Here is a 25,295-nt window from a genome sequence, read left to right as displayed (position 1 = left end):
GTAGGACGTTGCCGGGCAAATTGAAGAGAGTACCTGTAGAGGTGCTCTTTTTTTGTTTGTAAGGCGATGAGCAAGGCGCTCCACGCTTCTCTTATTGAAATTTTTATGAAATCGATTACAAAATGAGAATTACAATTATTATTTTTATTATTCAACCTTGAATAAATTATGCTATTTTGAATAAATTTCTGTCAAAAAAACTGTTATTGTTCCAAATATTCTTAATTAATAAAATGATTTTATAGAGTAGAGGCGATTAAGGAAGGCTTCAAAATTCGTTTTCACACAATTGATGACGGTGCCGTTCGCCTGAGGGTGGATTTATACGAAAATACCTAGGATTTGAACGGACGACGGGATGCACGTCATGCACTTGAACATATTGAGGTGATTACACCTGAAATTCCTCGCTTTAAAGAACTAGGGGTATACCGTCAATTCAGCCGTACCATATGGCCTTGATACTGAGAGAAAGTCACACAACACGTAAGAAGCATCCGTATATTTATCCGAATGCCTTTTTAATAAGATCAGGAGCTACAAGGAGAGCGGAATAGGCAAAGAAGGTGGAAAATCTGGATTGTTGGAATATTTGGAAGAGAAATTTGTTTCCATCAACATGGGAAACTAAGACGCAGCATAAATTTGAAAGGAGCGAATGGATTTATGACCAATATTGATTTACCCAGTCTAGAGAAAGAAATTGTCATCAGGAAGATAACAGAGGAAGATTTAGTTGAGGTGGCCGCACTATCGATAAACAGCTTCGGTCCGGACTTCTCCTTCAATAAGGAACAGTTAGAAAGTCAGGTGAAAAATTTTCCGGAAGGACAGATCTGTATCGAATATAAAGGAAGGGTCGTCGGTTCTTGTTCAAGCCTCATCGTTAATTTTAAGGACTATACACATAATCATTCCTATACAGCGTTATCCGACAATGGGTATATCAGGAATCATAATCCCGAAGGTCTAAATTTATATGGAGTAGAAGTGAGCGTTCACCACGATTACCGAAAATTAAAGATTGGCCGACGATTGTATAATGCACGTAAACAAGTTTGTAAAGATCTGAATTTGAAGAGTATTATCATCGGCGGTCGAATCCCTAACTACTATAAATACTCCCATCTCATGTCAGCACAAGCGTATGCGGAAAAGGTCCTCAAGGATGAGATTTACGACCCTGTGATGACGTTTCAAAAGAACAACGGGTTTGTTTTAAGGGAAATCATTCCGAATTACTTACCGGACGACGAAGCTTCCAGAGGGTATGCGACATCAATGGAATGGATCAACGAAGATTATACCACTGAGTGAATTAAACTATAACAACTACAAAGGGAGCTTATTTCTTATCATTACTGATGATTGAAAGGATACCTTATTTTATGATTAAACATTTGAAATTAAAAGGAACGAACAGGGAAATTGGCAGAATCCATGGAGAGCAAGGAAGAGAACAAGTCCTGAAAAGCCTTACGACCTATGAAGGACTATTCTATGGATATAGTAAAATCAGCTGGAAACAAGCGAGAGAAGAAGCGCTTACCCATCTGGCGGCAATCGAGCAATACAACGAAAATTTCATAGAAGAAATGGAAGGTGTCGCTCTAGGGGCAGGAGTCGACTTCGAGGATATCCTTGCCCTGAATGCAAGAAGTGAGATCGCATTGGCCAATTACGTAAGTAAACCTTTCAGTGATGGCTGTACCGCCATCGGCATCATACCGCCGCTTACAACGGAGACGATCCTTGCACAGAATTGGGATTGGAAGGCGACACAAATAGAAAGCCTTCTTCTTTTGGACATCGAGCAGGAAGGGAAACCTGCGATTCAAATGGTTACAGAGGGAGGCATTATCGGAAAAATTGGCTACAACTCAGCTGGACTTGGGGTTTGTCTGAATGCTTTGCTGACGAACAAAAAAAGCAATAAAGTGCCGATTCATTTAGGATTAAGAAGTGTTTTGAATTCCAGTTCTTTACATGAAGCGGTTGCGAACATAAAGGATGGTCAGCTGGCATCTACAGCAAATTTCATGATTGCAAGTGATCAAGGTGAGGGGAGAGCAATGGTGGCCAATTACGAGGTCTCCCCATATGGAATCGCTATGCTGACTTCCAATGAGGGGAAGGTCGTTCATACGAACCATATATTATCCAATGATATTTTGGAAAATGTCGAGGATCGGAACGAGTTCAAATTTGAAGATTCCTTGATCAGGAAAAACAGGGCGGAGCAACTGATTCATTCCAAGGTGTATCAAAGGGAGAAAATCGATACAGAAGCTTTTAAGGTCTGGTTATCCGATCAATTCAACGCTCCGAACTCGATTAATCATTATGAAAACAAGAAAGCTCCGGAGCATCGAAGGATGGAAACGGTGTTTTCCATCATTATGAACCTTTCCAGTCGCAGCATGGAGCTTTGTATTGGAAAAGCGAACCAGAATAAATACAAAAAATACAATCTTAGCGTAATCAAGAGCGAACAATGAATAGGAAAAAATAAAAAGCGTCCGATTCTCCTTATATGAAGAGAATCGGACGCTTTTTGGCAAAATCTCCTCGATAACCGTAATGTAAAGAAACACCTTATTCTTGTAGTATTATTTTATTAAAGGTCTTAGCTTCTTGTCTAAATGAGAGAAAGGGTGAAAATGATGCCCATATTCATTGCACAAAAATTCCACTCACGTAACAAAAAGAATGAATAAAATTTAGCTTGAGAGCTTATTAAACAGATAAATCCCCAAAAATTTATCTGCTCTTCAATTAGGTGTTTTTTTCACCATTTTGTGACTTCATCAATTTCCCTTCATATGATAATATGCGTAAGTCACAATTCTGCATAAAAATAAAAGACTTGCTGTTTCCTACGTTTGAGAATCATAAAATAAGGGAAAATTATTAAGGCTACTTCGTTGCAACTTAATGAAAATATCATGTATAATTTATGTCAAATATAGTCAAAGTCAGATAGGGGGAGGCCGGGTGAAAAACATATCGGACATCATTGAAAATTACCTTAAAAAAGTGTTGGAGATGAGTGAACGGGAAATTGTTGAAATTAAACGCAGTGAGATTGCTGACAAATTTCAATGTGTTCCTTCCCAAATCAATTATGTAATAAATACTCGGTTTACAATTGAAAAAGGATATGTAGTAGAGAGCAAACGCGGTGGCGGCGGATATATTCGAATAATGAAGGTTCAAGCCTATGATCACGCAGATCTTATCAATCAGTTAATTACGATTATACAAAGTCGAATTTCGCAAAACAGCGCAGAGAACATCATTATACGCTTAGTGGAAGAAGAAATTATCACTGAAAGAGAAGCGAAAATTATGCTGAGCGTCATTGACAGATCAGTACTTTATATCGAATTGCCGTACAGAGATGAACTTCGTGCCAGAATGTTGATAGCGATGTTAACGACACTAAAATATAAATAAAGTACAGCAAAACCTGGAGAGGTGAATAACATGATATGCCAAGAGTGTAATCAGCGGCCGGCAACGTTGCATTTTACTAAAATTATGAATGGTGAGAAGGCTGAGTTCCATTTGTGTGATAAATGCGCACAAGAGCATGGCGATATGTTTATGTTAAGCAGTGGATCAGGTTTTTCCATTAATAACCTGTTAGCTGGGCTGTTTAATATTGAGCCATCCTATCAAGGGGCAAATGAAGCAGCATTAGATCAACAGTCTAATGTTCTGCAATGCGAGCAATGTTCAATGACATTCCAGCAGTTTGTAAAGGTTGGCAAGTTTGGTTGTGCCCATTGTTACAGTGCCTTTAGAGAACAGCTTAAGCCGATTGTTAAGAGACTTCATAGCGGAAACTGGACCCATAATGGCAAGGTGCCTGCGAGGATTGGTGGAAGTATACACCTACGAAAAAAAATAGAAGAATTAAAAACAAACTTAAAAGAACTTATAGCAAAAGAAGAATTTGAGAAGGCTGCTGAGACAAGAGATGAAATTAGAAAGCTTGAGAAAGAAATGAATGGCCATCAAGAGGGAGGGGAGTAAGCTTGTCATTAGAAAAATTTATGAATCAAGCCGTTAGCTCCTGGATGAGTTCTGAGGGGCCGGATTCAGACATTGTTTTGAGTTCTAGAATTAGGCTTGCACGCAATATTAAACAAGTAAATTTTCCTACCATTTTTTCAAATGAAGAAGCTAAATCTGTCATAGAGACCATCAAAGAACGGATAACTAAATCAACTTTTGGTAAATTCGGTGATTTAGAGCTTCTGTTAATGGATGAATTGCAGCCATTACAAAAAAGAGTGCTAATGGAAAAGCATTTAATCAGTCCACATTTAGCTGAAAATGCAAGTTATGGAGCTTGTTTGCTAACAGAAAACGAAGAAGTGAGTATTATGATTAATGAAGAAGACCATATACGTATTCAATGTCTATTTCCAGGGTTTCAATTGTTAGAGTCGCTTCGTGTTGCTTTTGAGATAGATGATTGGCTCGAAGAAGAAATAGATTATGCCTTTGATGAAAAGGTAGGATACTTAACAAGCTGCCCTACAAATGTTGGAACAGGCCTTCGTGCATCGGTGATGATGCACCTTCCTGGTTTAGTTCTTACTCAGCAAATGAATCGAATTATTCCAGCAATCAATCAACTTGGTTTGGTTGTTAGAGGAATTTACGGGGAAGGCAGCGAAGCTTTAGGTAACATCTTTCAAGTCTCTAACCAAATCACACTTGGAAAGTCAGAAGAGGATATTGCCGAGGATTTAATTAGTGTTGTCAGCCAATTAATTTCTCAAGAAAGGTCAGCTAGGGAAGCATTAGCAAAGACTTCAAACATACAATTAGAAGATAGAGTCTACCGTTCTTTTGGTACGCTTTCTAATTGCAGAGTCATTGAAACTAAGGAAGCGGCGCGATGCTTGTCAGATGTTCGCCTTGGAATAGATATGAACTACATTCAAGGCATTTCTAAAAATATATTAAATGAATTAATGGTATTAACGCAGCCAGGATTTTTACAACAGTATGCAGGAGGTCCGTTACGTCCGTTTGAACGTGATATTAGAAGGGCTTCATTAATTAGGGAAAGATTAAAAATGGAAGATCAAGAGTTGGGAGGATGATGAAATATGATGTTCGGTCGATTCACTGAAAGAGCGCAAAAGGTATTAGCATTAGCCCAGGAGGAAGCAATTCGCTTAGGTCACAGCAATATCGGAACAGAACATATTTTATTAGGCTTAGTAAGTGAAGGTGAAGGAATTGCAGCGAAAGCACTTTATGCATTAGGTCTCGGCTCTGAAAAGATTCAAACTGAAGTTGAAAATTTAATCGGCAGGGGGCAGGAAGCGTCTCAAACGCCGCACTATACGCCAAGGGCGAAGAAAGTAATTGAACTTTCTATGGATGAAGCTAGAAAATTAGGCCACTCTTATGTAGGGACTGAGCATATCCTGCTCGGCTTGATTCGTGAAGGAGAAGGTGTAGCAGCAAGGGTACTCAATAACTTAGGTGTTAGTCTAAACAAAGCTCGCCAGCAAGTACTGCAATTGCTTGGAAGCAATGAATCTAGCGGACACCAAGGCGGTTCATCAGCAAATGCTAATACACCAACATTGGATGGACTTGCACGTGATTTAACAGCAATTGCACGTGAAGGCAGCCTAGATCCTGTAATTGGCCGCAGTAAAGAAATTCAACGTGTTATTGAAGTGCTCAGCAGAAGAACAAAAAATAATCCGGTTCTAATCGGTGAGCCTGGTGTAGGTAAAACAGCGATTGCAGAAGGGTTAGCACAGCAAATCATTAACAATGAAGTGCCTGAAACATTGCGTGATAAACGGGTTATGACACTTGATATGGGTACGGTTGTAGCAGGCACGAAATATCGCGGCGAATTTGAAGATCGCTTGAAAAAAGTAATGGATGAAATTCGCCAAGCGGGCAATATTATTTTATTTATTGATGAACTTCATACATTAATCGGTGCAGGTGGCGCTGAAGGAGCAATTGATGCTTCGAATATATTAAAGCCATCGCTGGCACGTGGGGAACTTCAATGTATCGGTGCTACAACTTTAGATGAATACCGTAAATATATTGAAAAAGATGCAGCATTGGAAAGACGTTTCCAACCAATTACGGTTGATGAGCCAACATCCGAAGAATCGGTTCAAATTCTTAAAGGGTTAAGAGATCGTTATGAAGCTCACCATCGTGTAACGATTACTGATGCAGCAATTGAAGCAGCTGTAAAATTATCAGACCGCTATATTTCCGATCGTTTTCTTCCTGATAAAGCCATTGACTTGATTGATGAGGCAGGTTCTAAAGTAAGGCTGCGCTCTTACACAACCCCTCCCAACTTGAAGGAGCTTGAAGTAAAGCTTGAGGATGTACGCAAGGAAAAAGATGCGGCCGTTCAAAGCCAAGAATTTGAAAAAGCTGCTTCCTTAAGAGATTCAGAGCAGCGTTTAAGGGAACAGCTGGAGGAAACGAAAAAGTCATGGAAAGAAAAACAAGGGAAGGAAAACAGCGAAGTAACTGTTGATGATATTGCGAATGTTGTATCAAGCTGGACAGGAATTCCAGTGACCAAACTAGCGCAAACAGAAACGGATAAGCTGTTAAATCTTGAAGACATCCTTCACTCTCGTGTAATTGGTCAAGAAGAAGCGGTGAAAGCAATTTCTAAAGCTGTCCGCAGAGCCCGTGCAGGATTGAAAGATCCTAAGCGTCCTATTGGTTCATTTGTATTCCTTGGACCAACAGGTGTCGGTAAAACGGAGCTTGCTCGAGCGTTAGCAGAAGCGATGTTCGGTGACGAGGATGCGATGATTCGAATTGATATGTCAGAATACATGGAGAAGCATTCAACTTCACGTCTTGTTGGATCGCCTCCAGGTTATGTAGGGTATGACGAAGGCGGCCAATTGACTGAAAAGGTACGCAGAAAACCATATTCAGTCGTTTTGCTTGATGAAATTGAAAAAGCGCATCCTGATGTATTCAATATCCTGCTTCAAGTGCTGGAAGATGGCCGTTTAACTGATTCTAAAGGCAGAACAGTGGATTTCCGCAATACGGTGTTAATTATGACATCCAATGTTGGTGCAGAGGCTTTAAAACGTAATAAATACGTTGGCTTTAACATTCAAGATGAGGGACATGATTATAAAGATATGAAAGGGAAAGTAATGGAGGAATTGAAGAAAGCGTTCCGTCCGGAATTCCTTAACCGTATCGACGAAATCATCGTATTCCATGCACTTGAAAGAAAGCATCTGCAAGAGATTGTCACATTGATGTCTGACTCGTTAACAACTCGTTTGAAGGAGCAAGACATTACTCTGGAACTTACGGAATCAGCGAAATTAAAAATATCTGAAGAAGGGTATGATCCAGAGTATGGAGCAAGACCATTGCGCAGAGCCATTCAGAAGCATATTGAGGATCGACTTTCAGAAGAACTGTTAAGAGGAACAGTATTAACAGGGCAAAGCGTAGTGATTGACATTCAAGATGGTGAGTTTGTCGTAAAAACAGCTGAACCAACTGCAGCTTCTGGACAAAAATAAATAGCAAAATTTATTACACCAAAGGTACACGCTTGAAGACAGGCGTGTACTTTTTTTAGCTAAAATGAAATTCGTTTATTGTTCAGTAAAAAATAAGATGACAACGTTTGTTGGAGCGTGCATCATTTGTAACTAATTTTTCCATTAATTAGTTAATCTTTGAATAGTGTACAATCACTTGATATATTAGAATTAAATAGATAACATGCACTGCTAAAGGAGAAAGTAATGGCAAAAAGAAAAACTAAATTTATATGTCAAGAATGTGGTTATGAATCCGCAAAATGGATGGGGAAATGTCCAGGGTGTGGTGTGTGGAATAAAATGACAGAAGAAACGGAAAAGCCTGTGAATACAAGAAGGGGCGCATTTGCTCATTCTCAAGGGGCTGCGCTTGCTTCTAAAGCAACGCCGATTACTAGCATTGAAACAGTAAGCGAACCTAGAATATATACAGAAATGAAAGAGCTGAATCGTGTGCTTGGTGGAGGGGTAGTGAAAGGATCCCTCGTATTAATAGGGGGAGATCCGGGTATCGGTAAATCTACCTTGCTTTTGCAAGTATCTTCACAATTAGCTAATCAAAATCATTCAGTGCTTTATATCTCCGGAGAGGAGTCGGTAAGACAAACGAAGCTACGTGCGGATAGGCTGGGCGTTTCTTCTGATCAGCTGCTCGTATATGCTGAGACTAGCCTTGAAGAGATTAGTCGCACAATCGATAGCACTGACCCGAGCTTTGTTATAGTAGACTCGATTCAAACGATATATCACCCGGATATTACCTCAGCTCCGGGAAGTGTATCTCAAGTGAGAGAGTGTACAGCCGAGCTAATGCGAATTGGGAAAACAAAAGGGATTGCCATTTTTATTGTCGGCCATGTAACAAAGGAAGGTTCTATCGCTGGGCCTCGTTTGCTAGAGCATATGGTTGATACAGTTTTATATTTCGAAGGAGAGCGTCATCATACTTATCGTATTTTAAGGGCGGTAAAGAACCGCTTCGGATCCACAAACGAGATGGGGATATTTGAGATGAAAGAACTCGGTCTCGAAGAGGTAGCTAATCCTTCGGAAATTTTCCTTGAGGAGCGTTCTGGAGGAGCTGCTGGGTCGACTGTAGTCGCATCAATGGAGGGGACAAGACCAGTTCTTGTTGAAATTCAGGCACTCATTTCTCCAACGAGCTTTGGCAATCCTAGAAGAATGGCTACAGGGATCGATCATAACCGCGTCCCATTATTAATGGCAGTATTGGAAAAAAGAGTTGGAATGCTACTGCAAAATCAGGATGCCTATTTAAAAGTGGCTGGAGGGGTCAAGCTGGACGAGCCTGCCATTGATTTAGCAATTGCTGTCAGTATTGCTTCAAGCTTTCGTGATAAGCCAACAAGGGCGACAGATTGCATCATCGGTGAAGTGGGCTTAACAGGAGAAGTGAGACGGGTGTCTAGAATTGAGCAGCGTGTACAGGAAGCGGCGAAATTAGGATTTGAGCGAGTCATTTTGCCGGCGAATAATTTAGGCGGGTGGACAATTCCTGCAGGCATAGAATTAATTGGTGTCCAATCAGTAAGTGAAGCATTGAAGGCGGCATTAGGGGGTCAATAACAAGTGGAATCAAAAAAACAAAGTGATATTACAATTAGTGAAATACTAAAGTTTCTAGCACCGGGAACACCATTGCGTGCAGGGATTGATAATGTGTTGCGTGCGAATACAGGGGGGCTTATTGTTCTTTGTTCAAAAGAGCAAATATCAAGTCTGGTTGATGGAGGCTTTCAGATTAACTGCCCTTTCTCACCAAATTATTTATATGAACTGGCAAAAATGGATGGGGCTATTATCTTGAACCAAGAAGGTAATAAAATTCTCATTGCCAATGCACAACTTGCGCCTGATTCAAGTATTCCTTCTTCAGAAACTGGCATGCGCCATAGGACGGCAGAACGAATAGCTAAACAAACAGGTGCATTAGTGATTGCCGTATCACAAAGGAGAAATGTAATTACGCTCTATAAAGGAGCATCAAGATATTCTTTAAAAGATATTGGCGTGATATTAACAAAAGCGAATGTTGCAGTGCAAACTTTAGAAAAGTATAAAGTCGTACTAGAACAGAATATCTCTAATTTAGGCATTTTAGAGTTTGAAGAGCAAGTGACTTATAATGATGTACTAAATGTAATGCATAGCATTGAAATGATTTTGCGAATAAAAAATGAACTGCTAACGTATTTAAGTGAGCTTGGAACAGAGGGTAGACTGATTCGCCTCCAAATGAATGAGTTGTTGATCGAAATGGAAAGGGAAGCTGAGTTCGTAATCATGGACTATTCCCATTCAAAAGACTTATCTGCAAAAGCAGCTTTAATTAAACTGCAAGAATTATCAAAAGGTGAAACATTGGAGGATTCTGTCATTATGAAGCTCCTTGGCTATCATGGCTATATTCATACGGAAGAAGTCATTCACCCAAGAGGGTTTAGGGTGCTTCATAAAGTTCCAAGATTGCCGCCAATTATTATTGAAAATTTAATTGAACGCTTTCAAGAGCTACGACATATTGCCGCAGCTTCCATTGAGGATTTAGATGAGGTTGAAGGGATTGGCGAAGTAAGAGCAAGAAAAATTAATGAAGGGCTAAGGCTTATCCAGGAACAGTTTTTCGCTGAAAGACATTTATAAAACCCATTGAACTTATGAACATGATGTGCTAAAATGGTTGGTTTATTATTTGACATCCAATAATAAACGGTGCTAGGCTTAAAGTGTAATCAAGCACGTTGAAATTCCTTTTTTTTAGTTTTTTGAAATAATTTTTTATAATAATGATAAAAGTTTCCAATATTAGCGTTTTGAATTTGAGAATTTGTTAATAATGAATAAAAGGAGGTGAGGGAATGTTAAAGAGAATTGTACAGGCTTGTTTTCTTATTATAGGAATCACGCTTGGGATATTTTTAATCCCGGAATTATTGATATTAATTAGACTAGAAGACATTCCTCTAATAAATAATCCTTATGTTTCTGCCATTTTAGGAGCCATTATTTTTTATTTAATAACATTTTGGGCTGTAGACCATGTGGTCAATTTTATTAAATGGACAGAGGAGTCCATTGTAAAGGTTCCGATTACAGATATTATTTTTGGTAGTTTAGGGCTTATATTTGGCCTTGTTGTAGCGTTTTTGATTGGTTATGCGCTTAATACCATTGAGTTCCCGATATTTAATACGGTTGCCCCAATCGTATTAACCTTGTTATTCGGTTATTTAGGCTTTCAAATTGGTTTTAAGAAGCGGGATGAATTATTAACCCTATTTACTAGCAAAAAGAAAAAAGTGAATGAAGATGAAGTTGAGATTGAAGCAAATAAACTGAAAATCTTAGATACGAGCGTTATTATTGATGGCAGGGTTGCGGATATATGTCAGACAGGCTTTTTGGAAGGGACAATTGTCATTCCGAGATTTGTTTTAGAAGAGCTTCAGCATATTGCGGATTCATCTGATGTTTTGAAAAGAAATAGAGGACGAAGAGGCTTAGATATTTTAAATCGCATTCAAAAAGAGCTTTCGATGAAGGTCGAAATTTATGAAGGTAATTTTGAAGAAATCCAAGAGGTTGACAGTAAACTTGTAAAGCTTGCCAAAATTTCAAATGGTGTAGTGGTAACGAATGATTTTAACTTGAATAAGGTTTGTGAACTTCAAAAGGTAGCGGTTCTAAATATTAATGATCTTGCAAACGCTGTAAAGCCTGTAGTATTGCCGGGTGAGGAAATGAAAGTGCAGGTTATTAAGGACGGTAAGGAACAAAACCAGGGCATTGCCTATTTGGATGATGGCACAATGATCGTTGTAGAAGAAGGCCGCAATTATATTGGTAAACATATTGATGTCGTTGTTACAAGCGTACTTCAAACATCAGCCGGCAGGATGATATTTGCTAAGCCCAAATTATTAGAAAAAGCATTATAATAATAAACAAAAAGAGCAGAGGGAAAGAGCTAACTATGGTAAAGCTCTTTCTTTCCGCTTTTTATTCTGATTAAGGGAGAATTTAGAAGCCGATGTCGTATAGAGTAGTGATCCCTGCAGCTGGGCAGGGAAAGAGAATGGGAGCAGGGAAGAATAAGCTTTTTCTTGAACTTCACAATGAACCGGTCCTTATCCATACATTAAAAATTTTTGAGCGTGATACAAATTGTGAGGGCGTTTTTTTAGCCATTAATCCACTTGAAGAACTAGAGTTAAAAGAGACGATCAGCCATTACGGGGTAACAAAAGTTAAAGGCTATATTCCTGGTGGCAAGGAGCGCCAGCACAGTGTGTATAATGTTGTAAAGCAACTAACAGATGATGGAGTCATTCTTGTGCATGACGGCGCGCGTCCATTCTTGCAAACAGAGCTGATTACAAGGCTTGTAGCTGAAGCGGAACATGCAGATGGTGCTATCTTAGCTGTGCCTATGAAGGATACTGTAAAAAGGGCACAGGACGGATTTGTACACGATACGATTGACCGTTCAAATCTGTGGTCGGTCCAAACACCTCAAGCCTTTAAGCTATCTATTCTAAGTGAGGCACACCGCAGGGCAGAGGAAGATAGCTATGTGGGGACAGATGATGCCAGCCTCGTAGAACGGCTGAATGCGAAAATTGCCATCGTTGAAGGCGATTACGATAATATAAAATTAACCACACCGGAAGATTTGTATTTTGCCGAAGCCATTATCAAAAAACGCAAAAATCAGCTATGATAGAAAAATAAAATAAAAATAGCATGATCTATTAATAAAGGAGAAGATTGTATGTTTCGTATTGGACAAGGATTTGATGTACATCAATTAACAGAAGGGCGTCCGCTCATTATCGGAGGCATTCAAATCCCATATGAAAAGGGATTGTTGGGGCATTCCGATGCAGATGTACTTTTACATACAGTTTCTGATGCTTGTTTAGGTGCGATTGGTGAGGGTGATATCGGAAAGCATTTTCCAGACACTGACCCGGAATTTAAGGATGCAGATTCTGCAAAATTGATGGTGCACGTATGGCAGCTTGTAAAAAACAAAGGATATGAACTAGTAAACGCAGATTGCACAATCATTGCGCAAATGCCTAAAATGGCACCGCATATCGAATCGATGCGTGCAAGAATAGCAGAGCTTTTAGAGACAGATGCTGAAAATATCAATGTGAAAGCAACAACAACTGAAAAGCTTGGCTTCACAGGACGCGGGGAAGGAATTGCTTCCCAGGTAACAGTCCTATTAAAGAAGAGAGACATTTAACTAGTAACCCTCTTTGACAACAAAACGCAGGATGATAAAATAAAGATTGCTAGCAATTGAATGTAGATTAACGGGAAGCCTGGCCTGTAATTGTCGGTAAAGTCTGAGCCGGTTTTGAACTGACAAAAGGTGAAACCTTCCTGATTGAAGCTTCACTTTATATAGAGGATTAAGTTTTTAGGAGGCAGGAAAATGTCAAACGATATTCGTGTTCGTTATGCACCTAGCCCAACAGGGCATTTACATATTGGGAACGCACGTACAGCTTTATTTAATTATTTATATGCCCGCAATCAGGGCGGAAAGTTTATTATCCGTATTGAAGATACAGATAAAAAGCGCAATATTGAAGGCGGCGAGCAAAGCCAGCTTAAATATCTGCAATGGCTTGGAATTGATTGGGATGAGAGTGTAGACAAAGATGGAGGCTATGGCCCTTACCGTCAATCAGAGCGAAATGAAATTTATGAAAAACATTACAATGAACTGCTTGAAGCCGGAAAAGCTTATAAATGCTATTGTACTGAAGAAGAGCTTGAGGCGGAGCGCGAGGCGCAAATGGCTAAAGGTGAAACACCTATCTATTCTGGTAAATGCCGTCATTTATCACAAGCGGAGCGTGCGCAGTTTGAAGCAGAAGGCAGAAAACCAAGCATTCGCTTCCTTGTACCGCAAGGGAAGGTTTATACCTTTGATGATATGGTCAAAGGGGAAGTTTCTTTCGAATCTGACGGAATCGGCGACCACGTCATTGTCAAAAAAGATGGAACACCGACATATAATTTTGCTGTGGCAGTGGATGATTACTTAATGAAGATTTCTCATGTGCTAAGAGGGGATGACCATATCTCTAATACACCTAAGCAATTAATGATTTATGAAGCGCTGGGCTGGGAACCGCCTCGTTTTGGCCATATGACTTTAATTGTTAATGAAAGCCGAAAGAAGCTAAGTAAGCGCGATGAGTCGATTATTCAATTTATTGAACAATATGAGGAGCTCGGCTATTTGCCTGAAGCCTTATTTAACTTTATTGCACTACTTGGCTGGTCTCCAAGCGGAGAGGAAGAAATTTTCTCTAAAGATGAATTTATTGAAATCTTTGATGCAAGCCGACTTTCCAAGTCACCTGCACTATTCGATAAACAAAAGCTTGCATATATGAATAACCAATATATGAAAAAGCTTGATGTAGATAAACTTGTGGAGATTACTCTTCCACATCTAATTAAAGCAGGAAAAGTTGAGGAAAACCTATCTGAGGAAAAAATGGCATGGGTGAAAAAGCTTGTTGCACTTTTCCAAGAGAAAATGAGCTTTGGTGCAGAGATAGTTGAATTGACAGATATGTTCTTCACAGAAGAGCTGATGATTGAGGACGAAGCGAAAGAAGTTCTTGCAGAAGAGGAAGTACCTGAAGTTCTATCTGCCTTCTTAAATGAAATTGATCAATTGGAATCTTTCGAAGCTGATGCCATTAAAGCGTCAATGAAGTCTGTGCAGAAGGCTACTGGTCATAAAGGAAAAAAATTATTTATGCCAATCCGTTCCGCCACAACTGGTCAAACACACGGCCCAGACTTGCCGCAAGCGATTGAACTGCTTGGAAAAGACAAAATAAAAGATCGTTTGGCAAGTATTTTAGGTTAACATTCTGGAAAAAATGTAATATAGTAAGTAGTATCATTTTAAGTTGATTTTACAGCGGGGCTGAGCAAGGCCCTTCCGCTTTATATTTAATCCAGCTGCAGGGCCTAGCCCCTCGAGGTCATAAGTCAAATCCGCCAAGAGGTTAAAGAACAACCTCCCGTCTGATTCGTCTTATGCTTGTCGAGGCTGATCGAGCCGCCTCCGCTTTATATTTAATCCAGCTTCGGCGGCTAGCCTCTCGAGGTCATAAGCCAAATCCGCCAAGAGGTTAAAGAACAACCTCCCGTCTGATTCGTCTTATGCTTGTCGAGGCTGAGCAAGGCCCTTCCGCTTTATATTTAAAGTGTTGATGAGGAAGAGTAGGATGTTTGAGGCTTATTAGAGAGAACCATCACCGGCTGAAAGTGGTTTAAGTCTATCATCATCTGAAGTGCCCCTCAGAGCCCTATTTCGAACAGTCCTTCACATGCTGTGTTTGATTAAGTAGAGATTAGGCGGATGCCTTCCGTTAACAGGTTAGAGTTGAGGCTCAGATTTTTCATGAGCTTAAACAGAGTGGAACCGCGCGAATTGAAGCGTCTCTGTCATTATTGACAGGGGCGTTTTTTATTTTTATTTATGGCTGGATTCAAATATTTTTTGAATAAGAAAAAACGATTTTTGATATAATGAACAGCTTGATATGATATAAAATCCTATTGTGTGGAAACGAGCTAAGAGGCTCATGGTCATCTGTAGAAATCAAAGTGTATTCAAGCTGCGGGTTCAATAATTACGGAACCTTATTTAAAAGAAAGTGCCCGATACGTCAGTATGTGAATGGACCTAATTTGTGTAAGGAAGCCTATTTCGATATTTCCCAGAAAATATTATACAAAGAAAATAAGGGATGAGAATAAAGGAGGGGAAGATAGTGATGTTTAAAAGAATGAAAGAAGATATTGATGTTGTTTTTGAACAGGATCCGGCGGCCAGAAGTTCATTTGAAGTTGTTTTAACCTATTCAGGTTTACATGCGATTTGGGCACATCGTATAGCGCATGCATTATATAAAAATAAATTCTTTTTCTTAGCTAGAGCAACTTCGCAGATTAGCCGGTTTTTTACAGGAATTGAGATTCATCCAGGTGCAAAAATCGGACGCCGCTTTTTTATTGATCATGGAATGGGTGTTGTGATTGGGGAAACATGCGAAATAGGCGATAACGTCACTGTTTACCAAGGTGTTACCTTAGGGGGAACAGGTAAGGAAAAAGGAAAGCGCCACCCGACAATAAATGATAATGCGCTTATCGCCACAGGGGCAAAGGTGCTTGGATCGATTACAATTGGGGAAAACTCAAAAGTAGGAGCCGGTTCGGTTGTCCTGCATGATGTTCCGCCTAACTCTACTGTTGTTGGAATTCCAGGCAAGGTGAAAATTCAAGACGGTGTAAAAGTTACAAAAGATTTAAATCATACAGATTTGCCGGATCCAATTGCTGATCGATTTAAAGAGCTTGAAAAAGAGCTGGAAGATATGAAGACAGAGCTAGAACAATTGAGAGCTGAAAGGAGCCGAATTTAATGGCGATTCAATTATTTAATACATTGTCGAGGCAGAAAGAACCGTTTATCCCTCTTGAAGAAGGGAAAGTGAAGATGTATGTATGCGGACCAACCGTTTATAACTATATTCATATAGGGAATGCGCGTCCCGCTATTGTGTTTGATACTGTAAGGCGTTATTTAGAGTACCGTGGCTATGAAGTAAATTTTGTGTCTAATTTCACAGATGTCGATGATAAATTAATTCGTACGGCTAAAGAACTAGGAGAAGAAGTGCCGGAAATAGCGGAAAGATTCATTAATGCATACTTTGAAGATGTATCTGCTTTAGGCTGCAAAAGGGCAAATGTGCACCCGCGTGTAACAGATAATATGGACATCATCATTGATTTTATTCAAACATTAGTTGATAAAGGTTTTGCATATGAGTCTGATGGGGATGTTTATAACCATACACGTAAATTTGAAGAGTATGGTAAACTTTCTCACCAATCCATTGATGATTTGAAGTTGGGCACGCGTATTGCTGTGGGAGAAAAGAAAAGAGATGCACTTGATTTTGTTCTTTGGAAAGCGGCTAAAGAAGGCGAGATAAAGTGGGATAGTCCTTGGGGAGCAGGCAGACCAGGCTGGCATATTGAATGCTCTGCAATGGCGAGAAAGTACTTGGGAGATACCATTGATATTCATGCTGGCGGCCAGGATCTTTCCTTCCCTCATCATGAAAATGAAATCGCACAATCTGAAGCGCTGACTGGCAAAACATTTGCTCGTTATTGGATGCATAACGGCTATATTAATATCGATAATGAAAAAATGTCAAAATCCCTTGGCAATTTTGTCCTTGTTCACGACATTATAAAGCAACATAACCCGCAGGTGTTAAGATTCTTTATGTTATCAGTACATTATCGTAATCCGATTAACTATAATGAGGAGTTGCTTGAGAATACACGAGCTGGATTTGAAAGAATTACATCTTCTTATGAAAACTTAAAGCACCGCAAGGAATCAAGTGCTAATTTAACTGATAACAATCAAGAGTGGCTTGATAAAATTACGGAATTAAAATTGCAGTTTATTAAGGATATGGATGATGATTTTAATACAGCTAATGCGATCTCTGTATTGTTTGAACTATCTAAGGCTGCCAATTATTATTTGATGGAGAAAAACACATCCGTTGAAGTAGTAGATGCTTTTATGAAGCAATTTGAGAGCTTCTTTGAGGTTCTTGGATTATCGCTAGAAGCTGAGTCTGTTGAATTGCTTGATGAAGAGATTGAGGCGCTGCTTGAGCAAAGAATTCAAGCGCGTAAAGATCGCAATTTCCAGCTCGCTGATGATATAAGAGATCAGCTTAAGGAAATGGATATTATTCTGGAAGATACAGCGCAAGGAACCAGATGGAAAAGAGGCTAATCAAGATGCTTCAATATGAAAAAAAGATAGATGCAAAGCAATTAAACAGCCTCGCCCTCGCGTATATGGGCGATGCTGTTTATGAAAAGTATGTACGGCATGAACTGCTGCAAAAAGGAAATGTCAAACCGCATTTGCTTCACAAAGCAGCTACTCAATATGTATCAGCAAAGGCGCAGTCAAAAATCATTCATGCGCTGCTGAGTGATGAGACTTTATCTGATGAAGAGCAAGCGGTAGTCAGACGCGGCAGAAATGCTAAATCTGGAACCGTTCCTAAAAATACAGATGTACAAACTTATCGATATAGCACTGCATTTGAAGCGCTGCTAGGTTATTTATATTTAACGGATAGGATTGAAAGACTGGAAGAGATTATTCTTTTAGCATTTAAATGGACTGAAGAAAGGAAGGGGGAATGCAAAAATGGGTAATGATTTTATTATTGGAAAAAACCCCGTCATTGAAGCGTTAAAATCACAAAGGGATATTAATAAAATAATGATTGCTGAAGGCTCACAAGGAGGGCAAATGCAGCAAGTAATCGGACTTGCAAAAGAGTCTGGTGTTCTTGTTCAGTTTGTTCCGAAAAAGAAGCTTGATCAAATGGAAATAGGCAATCACCAAGGGGTGGCTGCACAGGTCGCTGCATATCAATATGCGGAGGTAGATGATTTATTCGCCATTGCTGAGAAGCGCAATGAAGCGCCTTTCTTTATCCTATTGGACGAGATTGAGGATCCTCATAACCTTGGGTCGATTATGCGTACAGCGGACGCTGCCGGTGCGCATGGTATTATTATTCCTAAGCGGCGTGCGGTCGGCCTCACTGCCACTGTAGCCAAAGCCTCTACAGGTGCGATTGAATACATACCGGTTGCGCGTGTAACAAATTTGGCGAGAACAATCGATGATCTTAAATCGCGAGGAGTCTGGATTGCTGGTACAGATGCAAAGGGAAAACAAGATTTTCGACAGTTGGATGGGGCGATGCCACTTGGTTTAGTTATAGGCAGTGAAGGAAACGGAATGGGAAGGCTGATTAGAGATAAATGCGATTTCCTTGTCAGCTTGCCGATGGTCGGCAAAGTAACCTCTTTAAATGCTTCAGTTGCTGCAGCACTACTCATGTACGAGGTTTACCGTAAACGCTCTCCGCTCGAGGGATAGAAATGAACATCCTTCTTGTTGATGGATACAATATTATTGGTGCTTGGCCGGAGTTGCGGGAGTTGAAAAATAAAGATTTGGCAGCTGCTCGTGACCGGCTTGTGGAAAGAATGGCGGAATACCAAGGGTATTCCGGCTATCGTGTAATTGTGGTCTTTGATGCCCATTATGTGAAGGGTACGGAAAGAAAGTATAAAAATTATAATGTTGAAGTGATTTTTACTCGTACAAATGAGACAGCTGATGAGCGTATAGAAAAGCTAGCCATAGATTTGAATAATATTAAAACACAAATTTATGTGGCCACTTCCGATTTTACAGAACAACGTGTTATTTTTGGACAAGGCGCTCTGAGGAAGTCGGCACGTGAATTATTAAATGAAATGGATCATGTAGAAAAACAAATCGGGAAAAAAGTAAAAAAAACACAGGAAAATAAGCCAGTGTCTAAAATCCCATTAAGTGATGAGATTGCAGAAATTTTTGAAAAATGGAGACGGCAAAAGTAAATGTCTGGTTGACGCTGGAAAAACCCCTACTGTATAATATTTCTATCCATGCTTGTACGGTCGGGGGGATCCAAGTGAGTACTGACTTCAAGACGACGTTAGAAAAACATTCAATGTTCTTTCAGCTAGAAGATGAGGAATTAATAGAATTAGTGCACAAAGGCGAAAGTGAAGCGTTAGACTACTTAATTCAAAAGTATCGAAACTTCGTGCGTGCAAAGGCGAGATCATACTTTTTAATTGGTGCTGACAAGGAAGACATCGTGCAAGAAGGCATGATTGGACTGTATAAGGCCATTCGTGACTATAAAGAGGACAAGCTTTCCTCTTTTAAAGCATTTGCAGAGCTTTGCATTACGAGACAGATTATTACTGCCATCAAGACAGCAACCAGACAGAAACATATTCCGCTGAATTCCTATGTATCTTTGGACAAGCCTATTTATGACGAAGAATCAGACCGGACGTTAATGGATGTTATCTCCGGCGCAAAAGTGATGGATCCTGAGGAATTAATTATTAATCAGGAAGAATTTGACCATATAGAAATAAAGATGTCAGAGCTTCTGAGTGATTTGGAAAGAAAAGTATTGGCATTGTATTTAGATGGGCAATCTTATCAAGAAATTTCAGAAGAGTTAAACCGCCATGTGAAGTCGATTGATAATGCTTTGCAGCGAGTAAAGAGAAAACTAGAAAGATACTTGGAAGTGCGGGAATTTTCTTTGTAAGCATGGTATGCTAAAATAGTCTTAGCGTTTTTTTGGCGAACGTTTCACTTTATCGGGTGGAGTGTTCTTGTTTTTTTGCAGTTATTGACATGGATTATTGTCCATGATAGAGTTTTAATGGCATAAATGACTATCATAGTAGGTGGAGAAAAATGCCAAAAAAAGTAGCTTTAGCATGTGTAGATTGCGGTTCAAGAAATTACTCTACTACAAGCAATAAAGATTCTGAAAGACTGGAATTGAAAAAGTTTTGCAGTACTTGCAGTGCTCATACAATCCATCGTGAAACAAAATAAAATTAATATAGACTTATGTTTTTTAATCTCAGAAAAGTGCTTAGGATTTCATTCGGGGGGATGAGTTCTAGCTTTCATTAGGTGCCTTTCTGTTAGAGGATATATCTCTTTGAAGTTGGGGGTTACGAAATGCGACGCATCGTGAATTTTTTACGTGAAGTTGGACGTGAAATGAAAAAGGTCAGCTGGCCGACAAAGAAGGAATTAACGAAGTATACGATTACTGTTTTAGTTGTCGTCCTCTTCTTTACGCTGTTCTTTACGGTGATTGATCTAGGTATTTCTGAATTGATTCGTTTTATCCTTGAATAACCCCTGAGTTTCCATGGTATAATGGAATATAACACAGGAAACATTTGCGAAGCCCGGTAACGGGTTTTTTCATTTGGTTAAAAGAAAGGCACTGTCCGACTTGAATAGGGGTGCGATGCGCAGTCAAATTCCTAGTATTATCAAACAAGAGATGTAAGTCTTTCAAAATAATATATTTATTACAGGGAGGGAAGGACGAATTAGTCCCCTTTTGATGGAAAAAAATTGGTATGTGGTTCATACGTACTCTGGTTACGAGAACAAAGTTAAAGCAAACCTGGAAAAACGTGTAGAATCTATGGCGATGCAGGATAAGATCTTTCGAGTGATTGTCCCTGAAGAAGAAGAAACTGATATTAAGAATGGCAAGAAGAAAGTAGTTAAGCGTAAAGTATTTCCAGGTTATGTACTAGTTGAAATTGTTATGACAGATGATTCTTGGTATGTTGTCCGTAATACGCCGGGCGTAACAGGATTTGTAGGATCTGCAGGTTCAGGTTCAAAACCAACACCGTTATTGCCTGAAGAAGTGAATGTGATTCTTAAGCGTATGGGCGTTGAAGAGAAGCGAATGGATGTAGATTTTGAAATTGGTGAAACAGTACAAGTGAATGAAGGTCCATTTGCAAACTTCACTGGCTCAATCGAAGAGATTGATAAAGATAAAGCGAAAATCAAAGTGCTGGTTAATATGTTTGGTAGAGATACACCGGTAGAGCTAGATTTTTCACAAATCGAGAAAATATAATTGCTTCAACAGGGAGAAGAGTTTTTTAGAAATGCAGACGTGGAGCGATGCCCTCCTATATTTTTCAAAAAAACTTGAAATCATCTTTGAAAAGTGATAATATTTCAAAGGTCAGTATGTCTCAGAACAGAGACCGGACATTTGTAAATTATTCTTTATCATAATATAAGGAATTATAAGTTGAGTGGGAGGGAGAATTCCCTATTACCACATCACGGACTTTAAGGAGGTGTGTCTCGTGGCTAAAAAAGTAATCAAACTTGTTAAATTGCAAATCCCTGCAGGTAAAGCGAACCCAGCACCACCAGTTGGTCCTGCACTAGGTCAAGCCGGTGTTAATATCATGGGATTCTGTAAGGAATTTAATGCGCGCACAGCTGAACAAGCTGGCTTAATCATTCCTGTTGAAATTACGGTATTTGAAGACCGTTCATTTACATTTATTACGAAAACTCCACCTGCTGCAGTTTTACTTAAAAAAGCAGCTGGTATCGAGTCTGGTTCTGGTGAACCAAACCGTAATAAAGTAGCAACAGTCAAGCGTGACAAGGTACGCGAGATTGCTGAAACAAAAATGCCTGATCTAAACGCAGCAAGCGTTGAAGCTGCTATGCGTATGGTTGAAGGTACTGCACGCAGCATGGGTATTGTTATCGAAGACTAATCCGTGCTAAGTTTTTATGTGTTGTTTCATGGGGGTTGCGATGCTGATTTGGTCACTCGCAACCTTTATGCTGTCTGGCTGGCGTCTAGTTCAGGCGCTCTGCTTTTCGGCATGTCAAGCTTCGGTGCCTAGACCCTCGAAGTCATAAGCCAAGCCTTACAGAAAGGTAAAACACCTTTCGCCAAGACACAACTTATGCTAGTTAGGTCTGTACGAGGCATCTGAGCTTTTCGTCGTGGGAGGTTATTCCGCTAAAACCACATTCAAGGAGGAAATGAAAATGGCTAAAAAAAGTAAGAAGTATATAGAAGCTGCTAAACTTGTAGACAGCACAAAAGCTTACCCAGTCGCTGAAGCGATTGCACTTGCAAAGAAAACAAACTTTGCTAAATTTGATGCAACTGTTGAAGTAGCATTCCGCTTAGGTGTAGATCCTAAGAAAGCGGACCAACAAATCCGTGGCGCTGTTGTACTTCCAAATGGTACTGGTAAAACTCAACGTGTTCTTGTATTTGCTAAAGGCGAAAAAGCTAAAGAAGCAGAAGCTGCTGGTGCTGATTTCGTAGGTGATGCAGAGTACATTAACAAAATCAACCAAGGTTGGTTCGATTTTGATGTAATCGTTGCTACACCTGACATGATGGGTGAAGTTGGTAAACTTGGTCGTGTATTAGGGCCTAAAGGCTTAATGCCAAACCCTAAAACAGGAACAGTTACATTTGATGTTCAAAAAGCTGTTAACGAAATCAAGGCAGGTAAAGTTGAATACCGCGTTGAAAAAGCTGGTAACATCCATGTTCCAATCGGTAAAGTTTCATTTGAAGACGAGAAGCTTGTTGAAAACTTCAACACAATTTTCGATACTATGATGAAGGCAAAACCTGCAGCTGCAAAAGGAACATATGTTAAAAATGTTTCTGTTACAACTACAATGGGACCTGGTGTAAAAATCGACCCATCAACTGTTGCAGCTAAATAATCAGCAATTACCTAATATTGGTTGGTTGATTATTTTTGAATAATATTGACATTCCAACATACATTGCGTAAAATGTATTTTGTTGTGAAAATAATATAATCATTTATACCGTAGACAGCAGGTGCTATTTCTAGCTTAATTTCCTGCCGAGGTAATACGATATATGCTTGTAAAAGCTATTGTATACTTCCTCCATGTCTGCATTGATATGGAGGTTTTTTAATGAGTAAGTGCTTCCTAGCACTTATCTGATTGAACGGTATGAATGCATAAATCTATAGGAGGTGTAAGGATGAGCAGCGTTATCGAACAAAAGAAACAAATCGTAGAAGAGATTGCTGACAAATTCAAAGCTAGTCTATCAACAGTTGTTGTTGATTACCGTGGTCTATCTGTTGCTGAAGTGACTGAACTTCGTAAACAGTTACGCGAAGCTGGTATTGAATTCAAAGTATATAAAAACTCTATGACTCGCCGTGCGGCTGAATCTGTAGAACTTGCAGGTTTAAATGAACATCTTACTGGTCCTAATGCGATTGCATTCAGCACAGAGGATGTTGTAGCTCCAGCTAAAATCCTTAACGATTTTGCTAAAAAACATGAAGCGCTTGAAATTAAAGCAGGTGTCATTGAAGGAAACATCGCAACTGTTGAAGAAGTGAAAGCTCTTGCTGAACTTCCATCTCGCGAAGGTCTTCTTTCTATGCTACTCAGCGTACTTCAAGCACCAATTCGCAATCTTGCTCTTGCAACAAAAGCTGTTGCAGATCAAAAAGAAGAACAAGGCGCGTAAGTTAAACTTGGCGTTAACCTAATAAAACCTAACAAAAATTAAGGAGGAAACATTATCATGACTAAAGAACAAATCATTGAAGCAGTTAAAAATATGACTGTTTTAGAACTTAACGACTTAGTAAAAGCAATCGAAGAAGAATTCGGAGTAACTGCTGCAGCTCCTGTAGCTGTTATGGGCGGAGCTGCTGGTGGAGACGCTGCAGCTGAAAAAACTGAATTTGATGTAATCCTTGCTTCTGCAGGCGATCAAAAAATCAAAGTTATCAAAGCTGTTCGTGAAATCACAGGTCTTGGACTTAAAGAAGCGAAAGAACTAGTTGATAACACTCCAAAAGCTCTTAAAGAAGGCATTTCTAAAGAAGAAGCTGAAGAAATGAAAGCTAAACTTGAAGAAGTTGGAGCTGGCGTAGAAGTTAAGTAATATATGTCTGAAAAAAGCCCGCTTTCATAAGCGGGCTTTTTTAGCTAATAGGAAAGATTAACATGTGCGAATTCCTTATGAAATCTGTTTCTAGTGAGAATATCGCATAAGTATAACGAAGCCATTCGTCGATAAAACTTGGCGAACGTCTAGTTTTTCTAACGACTCAGTATAATCCCCGAATGAATTTTTTCTTTGCAAACCTTACCCAATCGGAGGTGACAATCATGTCAGAACATTACTATTCCCAAAATCAAAAAGTAGAAAGTGAACCAAAAAATTGGAACTATACTTTAAGAAACCGCTCTTACCGATTTAAGACAGACAACGGAGTATTTTCGAAAGGTAAAGTTGATTTTGGTTCCAAACTATTGATTGAAACATTCGAAATTCCAGGTATTCAGGGTGATATTTTAGATGTTGGCTGCGGATACGGACCAATCGGGCTATCGATGGCTTCCATAATGGCCGACCGTACCATTCATATGGTCGATGTAAATTTGCGCGCATTAGGTTTAGCGAAAGAAAACGCTGATTTAAACGGAATAAGAAATGTGCAAATTTACGAAAGTGATAAGCTGGAAGGTATTAAAGGGAACAAGTTTGCAGCAATTTTAACGAATCCTCCAATAAGAGCTGGGAAGAAAACAGTTCATGATATCTTTGAGCAAAGCTATGAACGTTTATTGGAAGGCGGAGAGCTTTGGATAGTCATTCAAAAAAAGCAGGGTGCCCCTTCGGCAATAGAAAAATTAGAGCAACTTTTCTCTAATGTAGAGACAGTTACAAAGAAAAAAGGCTATTTTATTTTAAAAGGAAAAAAAGATTGACTTGACATTTTCGCTATGATAGTATTGTACAATGCCAACATATTATACTACCAATATAAACTAAATTTATTCTATTTGTATAAAATTGGTTTTGTTGGGAAAAATAATTAAAAGAATAGTCGTAATGTGGAAATGTGGTTTTTGACTTAAAAACCCTTTTTCTTTTTGTCTTATTGAGTATGTGGAAATCCTGGGGCTAGAGTTGTTGTTGCCTCTTGGCAAACCCCCATAATAGAGGTGATTTTGCCTCCGTTTTAGGGAAGGGGACCGCTGCTTAAACTTACGATATGTCAAGCTCTTACGTCAATGCTCTCTTGTGAAGAGTTTATCTTTCTTGTGGGCGGGAA

25 protein-coding genes, 1 pseudogene and 2 other annotated features are annotated in these 25,295 nt (G+C 39.4%); all 26 genes and pseudogenes read left to right on the top strand.

Features of this window, described 5'->3' with window-relative positions; translation table 11 throughout:
* Positions 1-666: 666 nt before the first annotated feature.
* A pseudogene (locus CWS20_RS12325) lies at positions 667-1,305 on the top strand (GNAT family N-acetyltransferase); the annotation flags it as partial.
* A gap of 83 nt (positions 1,306-1,388) precedes the next feature.
* Complete coding sequence (locus CWS20_RS12320; RefSeq protein WP_066192128.1) at positions 1,389-2,498, top strand: C45 family autoproteolytic acyltransferase/hydrolase; 1,110 nt, start codon at positions 1,389-1,391, stop codon at positions 2,496-2,498.
* 496 nt (positions 2,499-2,994) lie between these two features.
* Positions 2,995-3,456 (top strand): CtsR family transcriptional regulator, encoded by a 462-nt coding sequence (locus CWS20_RS12315; protein WP_066192129.1) that lies wholly within the window; start codon positions 2,995-2,997, stop codon positions 3,454-3,456.
* Positions 3,457-3,486: 30 nt separating this feature from the next.
* Positions 3,487-4,038, top strand: a complete 552-nt coding sequence (gene mcsA, locus CWS20_RS12310; protein WP_066192130.1) for a protein-arginine kinase activator protein McsA — start codon at positions 3,487-3,489, stop codon at positions 4,036-4,038.
* 2 nt (positions 4,039-4,040) lie between these two features.
* Positions 4,041-5,120, top strand: a complete 1,080-nt coding sequence (mcsB, locus tag CWS20_RS12305; protein WP_066192131.1) for a protein-arginine kinase McsB — start codon at positions 4,041-4,043, stop codon at positions 5,118-5,120.
* A gap of 6 nt (positions 5,121-5,126) precedes the next feature.
* Positions 5,127-7,574: an ATP-dependent protease ATP-binding subunit ClpC gene (gene clpC / locus CWS20_RS12300; RefSeq protein ID WP_066192132.1), complete on the top strand. Its 2,448-nt coding sequence runs from the start codon at positions 5,127-5,129 to the stop codon at positions 7,572-7,574.
* A gap of 228 nt (positions 7,575-7,802) precedes the next feature.
* Entirely contained in the window at positions 7,803-9,185 is a 1,383-nt protein-coding gene (gene radA, locus CWS20_RS12295) for a DNA repair protein RadA (protein WP_066192133.1), read from the top strand.
* 3 nt (positions 9,186-9,188) lie between these two features.
* A complete protein-coding gene (gene disA / locus CWS20_RS12290; protein WP_066192134.1) occupies positions 9,189-10,262 on the top strand; it encodes a DNA integrity scanning diadenylate cyclase DisA in 1,074 nt (357 codons plus the stop codon).
* Between the two features lie 215 nt (positions 10,263-10,477).
* Entirely contained in the window at positions 10,478-11,557 is a 1,080-nt protein-coding gene (locus CWS20_RS12285; RefSeq protein ID WP_066192136.1) for a PIN/TRAM domain-containing protein, read from the top strand.
* A gap of 92 nt (positions 11,558-11,649) precedes the next feature.
* The gene (ispD, locus tag CWS20_RS12280) at positions 11,650-12,339 is read left to right on the top strand and encodes a 2-C-methyl-D-erythritol 4-phosphate cytidylyltransferase (RefSeq protein WP_066192137.1); all 690 of its coding nucleotides are present in this window, start codon (positions 11,650-11,652) and stop codon (positions 12,337-12,339) included.
* Between the two features lie 51 nt (positions 12,340-12,390).
* Positions 12,391-12,873, top strand: coding sequence for a 2-C-methyl-D-erythritol 2,4-cyclodiphosphate synthase (gene ispF, locus CWS20_RS12275; protein WP_066192139.1), 483 nt, complete (start codon positions 12,391-12,393; stop codon positions 12,871-12,873).
* A 192-nt stretch (positions 12,874-13,065) separates the two neighbouring features.
* Entirely contained in the window at positions 13,066-14,523 is a 1,458-nt protein-coding gene (gltX, locus tag CWS20_RS12270; protein ID WP_066192141.1) for a glutamate--tRNA ligase, read from the top strand.
* Between the two features lie 337 nt (positions 14,524-14,860).
* Positions 14,861-15,109, top strand: a binding site (T-box leader).
* A gap of 330 nt (positions 15,110-15,439) precedes the next feature.
* A complete protein-coding gene (gene cysE, locus CWS20_RS12265; RefSeq protein ID WP_066194145.1) occupies positions 15,440-16,090 on the top strand; it encodes a serine O-acetyltransferase in 651 nt (216 codons plus the stop codon).
* Entirely contained in the window at positions 16,090-17,493 is a 1,404-nt protein-coding gene (cysS, locus tag CWS20_RS12260; RefSeq protein WP_101226315.1) for a cysteine--tRNA ligase, read from the top strand. The genes cysE and cysS overlap by 1 nt, the downstream gene beginning before the upstream one ends.
* A 5-nt stretch (positions 17,494-17,498) precedes the next feature.
* A complete protein-coding gene (locus CWS20_RS12255; RefSeq protein WP_066192145.1) occupies positions 17,499-17,927 on the top strand; it encodes a Mini-ribonuclease 3 in 429 nt (142 codons plus the stop codon).
* Entirely contained in the window at positions 17,920-18,663 is a 744-nt protein-coding gene (rlmB, locus tag CWS20_RS12250) for a 23S rRNA (guanosine(2251)-2'-O)-methyltransferase RlmB (RefSeq protein ID WP_066192147.1), read from the top strand. Before CWS20_RS12255 ends, rlmB begins: the two co-directional genes overlap by 8 nt.
* Before the next feature lie 2 nt (positions 18,664-18,665).
* Positions 18,666-19,172, top strand: a complete 507-nt coding sequence (locus CWS20_RS12245; protein ID WP_066192148.1) for an NYN domain-containing protein — start codon at positions 18,666-18,668, stop codon at positions 19,170-19,172.
* 8 nt (positions 19,173-19,180) lie between these two features.
* Positions 19,181-19,903 (top strand): RNA polymerase sporulation sigma factor SigH, encoded by a 723-nt coding sequence (gene sigH / locus CWS20_RS12240; RefSeq protein ID WP_172940052.1) that lies wholly within the window; start codon positions 19,181-19,183, stop codon positions 19,901-19,903.
* Positions 19,904-20,055: 152 nt separating this feature from the next.
* On the top strand, positions 20,056-20,199 hold the full coding sequence (gene rpmG / locus CWS20_RS12235; protein WP_066192152.1) for a 50S ribosomal protein L33: 144 nt from the start codon (positions 20,056-20,058) through the stop codon (positions 20,197-20,199).
* Positions 20,200-20,328: 129 nt separating this feature from the next.
* Positions 20,329-20,511, top strand: a complete 183-nt coding sequence (gene secE, locus CWS20_RS12230; RefSeq protein ID WP_066192154.1) for a preprotein translocase subunit SecE — start codon at positions 20,329-20,331, stop codon at positions 20,509-20,511.
* A gap of 214 nt (positions 20,512-20,725) precedes the next feature.
* Complete coding sequence (gene nusG / locus CWS20_RS12225; protein WP_066192156.1) at positions 20,726-21,259, top strand: transcription termination/antitermination protein NusG; 534 nt, start codon at positions 20,726-20,728, stop codon at positions 21,257-21,259.
* A gap of 238 nt (positions 21,260-21,497) precedes the next feature.
* A complete protein-coding gene (gene rplK / locus CWS20_RS12220) occupies positions 21,498-21,923 on the top strand; it encodes a 50S ribosomal protein L11 (protein ID WP_009336545.1) in 426 nt (141 codons plus the stop codon).
* A gap of 235 nt (positions 21,924-22,158) precedes the next feature.
* Positions 22,159-22,902 (top strand): 50S ribosomal protein L1, encoded by a 744-nt coding sequence (gene rplA, locus CWS20_RS12215; RefSeq protein ID WP_276328309.1) that lies wholly within the window; start codon positions 22,159-22,161, stop codon positions 22,900-22,902.
* A gap of 90 nt (positions 22,903-22,992) precedes the next feature.
* Positions 22,993-23,132 (top strand) — a sequence feature (ribosomal protein L10 leader region).
* A gap of 62 nt (positions 23,133-23,194) precedes the next feature.
* Positions 23,195-23,695 (top strand): 50S ribosomal protein L10, encoded by a 501-nt coding sequence (rplJ, locus tag CWS20_RS12210; RefSeq protein ID WP_066192160.1) that lies wholly within the window; start codon positions 23,195-23,197, stop codon positions 23,693-23,695.
* A gap of 57 nt (positions 23,696-23,752) precedes the next feature.
* Positions 23,753-24,118 (top strand): 50S ribosomal protein L7/L12, encoded by a 366-nt coding sequence (gene rplL, locus CWS20_RS12205; RefSeq protein ID WP_066192162.1) that lies wholly within the window; start codon positions 23,753-23,755, stop codon positions 24,116-24,118.
* A 227-nt stretch (positions 24,119-24,345) separates the two neighbouring features.
* A complete protein-coding gene (locus tag CWS20_RS12200) occupies positions 24,346-24,948 on the top strand; it encodes a class I SAM-dependent methyltransferase (protein WP_066192164.1) in 603 nt (200 codons plus the stop codon).
* Positions 24,949-25,295 lie beyond the last annotated feature (347 nt).

Origin of the sequence: Cytobacillus horneckiae (assembly GCF_002835735.1) — a bacterium.
GTDB classification, from domain to species: Bacteria; Bacillota; Bacilli; order Bacillales; family Cytobacillaceae; genus Cytobacillus; species Cytobacillus horneckiae.
Note: the sequence above shows the minus strand (reverse complement) of the source record. Positions and strands in the feature narration are given on the sequence as shown.

Coding starts and splice junctions, on each gene's coding strand:
- CWS20_RS12320 (WP_066192128.1), top strand. CDS start 1,389: ATGATTAAACATTTGAAATTAAAAGGAACGAACAGGGAAATTGGCAGA.
- CWS20_RS12255 (WP_066192145.1), top strand. CDS start 17,499: ATGCTTCAATATGAAAAAAAGATAGATGCAAAGCAATTAAACAGCCTC.
- ispD (WP_066192137.1), top strand. CDS start 11,650: ATGTCGTATAGAGTAGTGATCCCTGCAGCTGGGCAGGGAAAGAGAATG.
- rlmB (WP_066192147.1), top strand. CDS start 17,920: ATGGGTAATGATTTTATTATTGGAAAAAACCCCGTCATTGAAGCGTTA.
- clpC (WP_066192132.1), top strand. CDS start 5,127: ATGATGTTCGGTCGATTCACTGAAAGAGCGCAAAAGGTATTAGCATTA.
- rplL (WP_066192162.1), top strand. CDS start 23,753: ATGACTAAAGAACAAATCATTGAAGCAGTTAAAAATATGACTGTTTTA.
- nusG (WP_066192156.1), top strand. CDS start 20,726: ATGGAAAAAAATTGGTATGTGGTTCATACGTACTCTGGTTACGAGAAC.
- mcsA (WP_066192130.1), top strand. CDS start 3,487: ATGATATGCCAAGAGTGTAATCAGCGGCCGGCAACGTTGCATTTTACT.
- secE (WP_066192154.1), top strand. CDS start 20,329: ATGCGACGCATCGTGAATTTTTTACGTGAAGTTGGACGTGAAATGAAA.
- cysE (WP_066194145.1), top strand. CDS start 15,440: ATGTTTAAAAGAATGAAAGAAGATATTGATGTTGTTTTTGAACAGGAT.
- rpmG (WP_066192152.1), top strand. CDS start 20,056: ATGCCAAAAAAAGTAGCTTTAGCATGTGTAGATTGCGGTTCAAGAAAT.
- CWS20_RS12200 (WP_066192164.1), top strand. CDS start 24,346: ATGTCAGAACATTACTATTCCCAAAATCAAAAAGTAGAAAGTGAACCA.
- CWS20_RS12285 (WP_066192136.1), top strand. CDS start 10,478: ATGTTAAAGAGAATTGTACAGGCTTGTTTTCTTATTATAGGAATCACG.
- ispF (WP_066192139.1), top strand. CDS start 12,391: ATGTTTCGTATTGGACAAGGATTTGATGTACATCAATTAACAGAAGGG.
- gltX (WP_066192141.1), top strand. CDS start 13,066: ATGTCAAACGATATTCGTGTTCGTTATGCACCTAGCCCAACAGGGCAT.
- CWS20_RS12245 (WP_066192148.1), top strand. CDS start 18,666: ATGAACATCCTTCTTGTTGATGGATACAATATTATTGGTGCTTGGCCG.
- cysS (WP_101226315.1), top strand. CDS start 16,090: ATGGCGATTCAATTATTTAATACATTGTCGAGGCAGAAAGAACCGTTT.
- rplJ (WP_066192160.1), top strand. CDS start 23,195: ATGAGCAGCGTTATCGAACAAAAGAAACAAATCGTAGAAGAGATTGCT.
- radA (WP_066192133.1), top strand. CDS start 7,803: ATGGCAAAAAGAAAAACTAAATTTATATGTCAAGAATGTGGTTATGAA.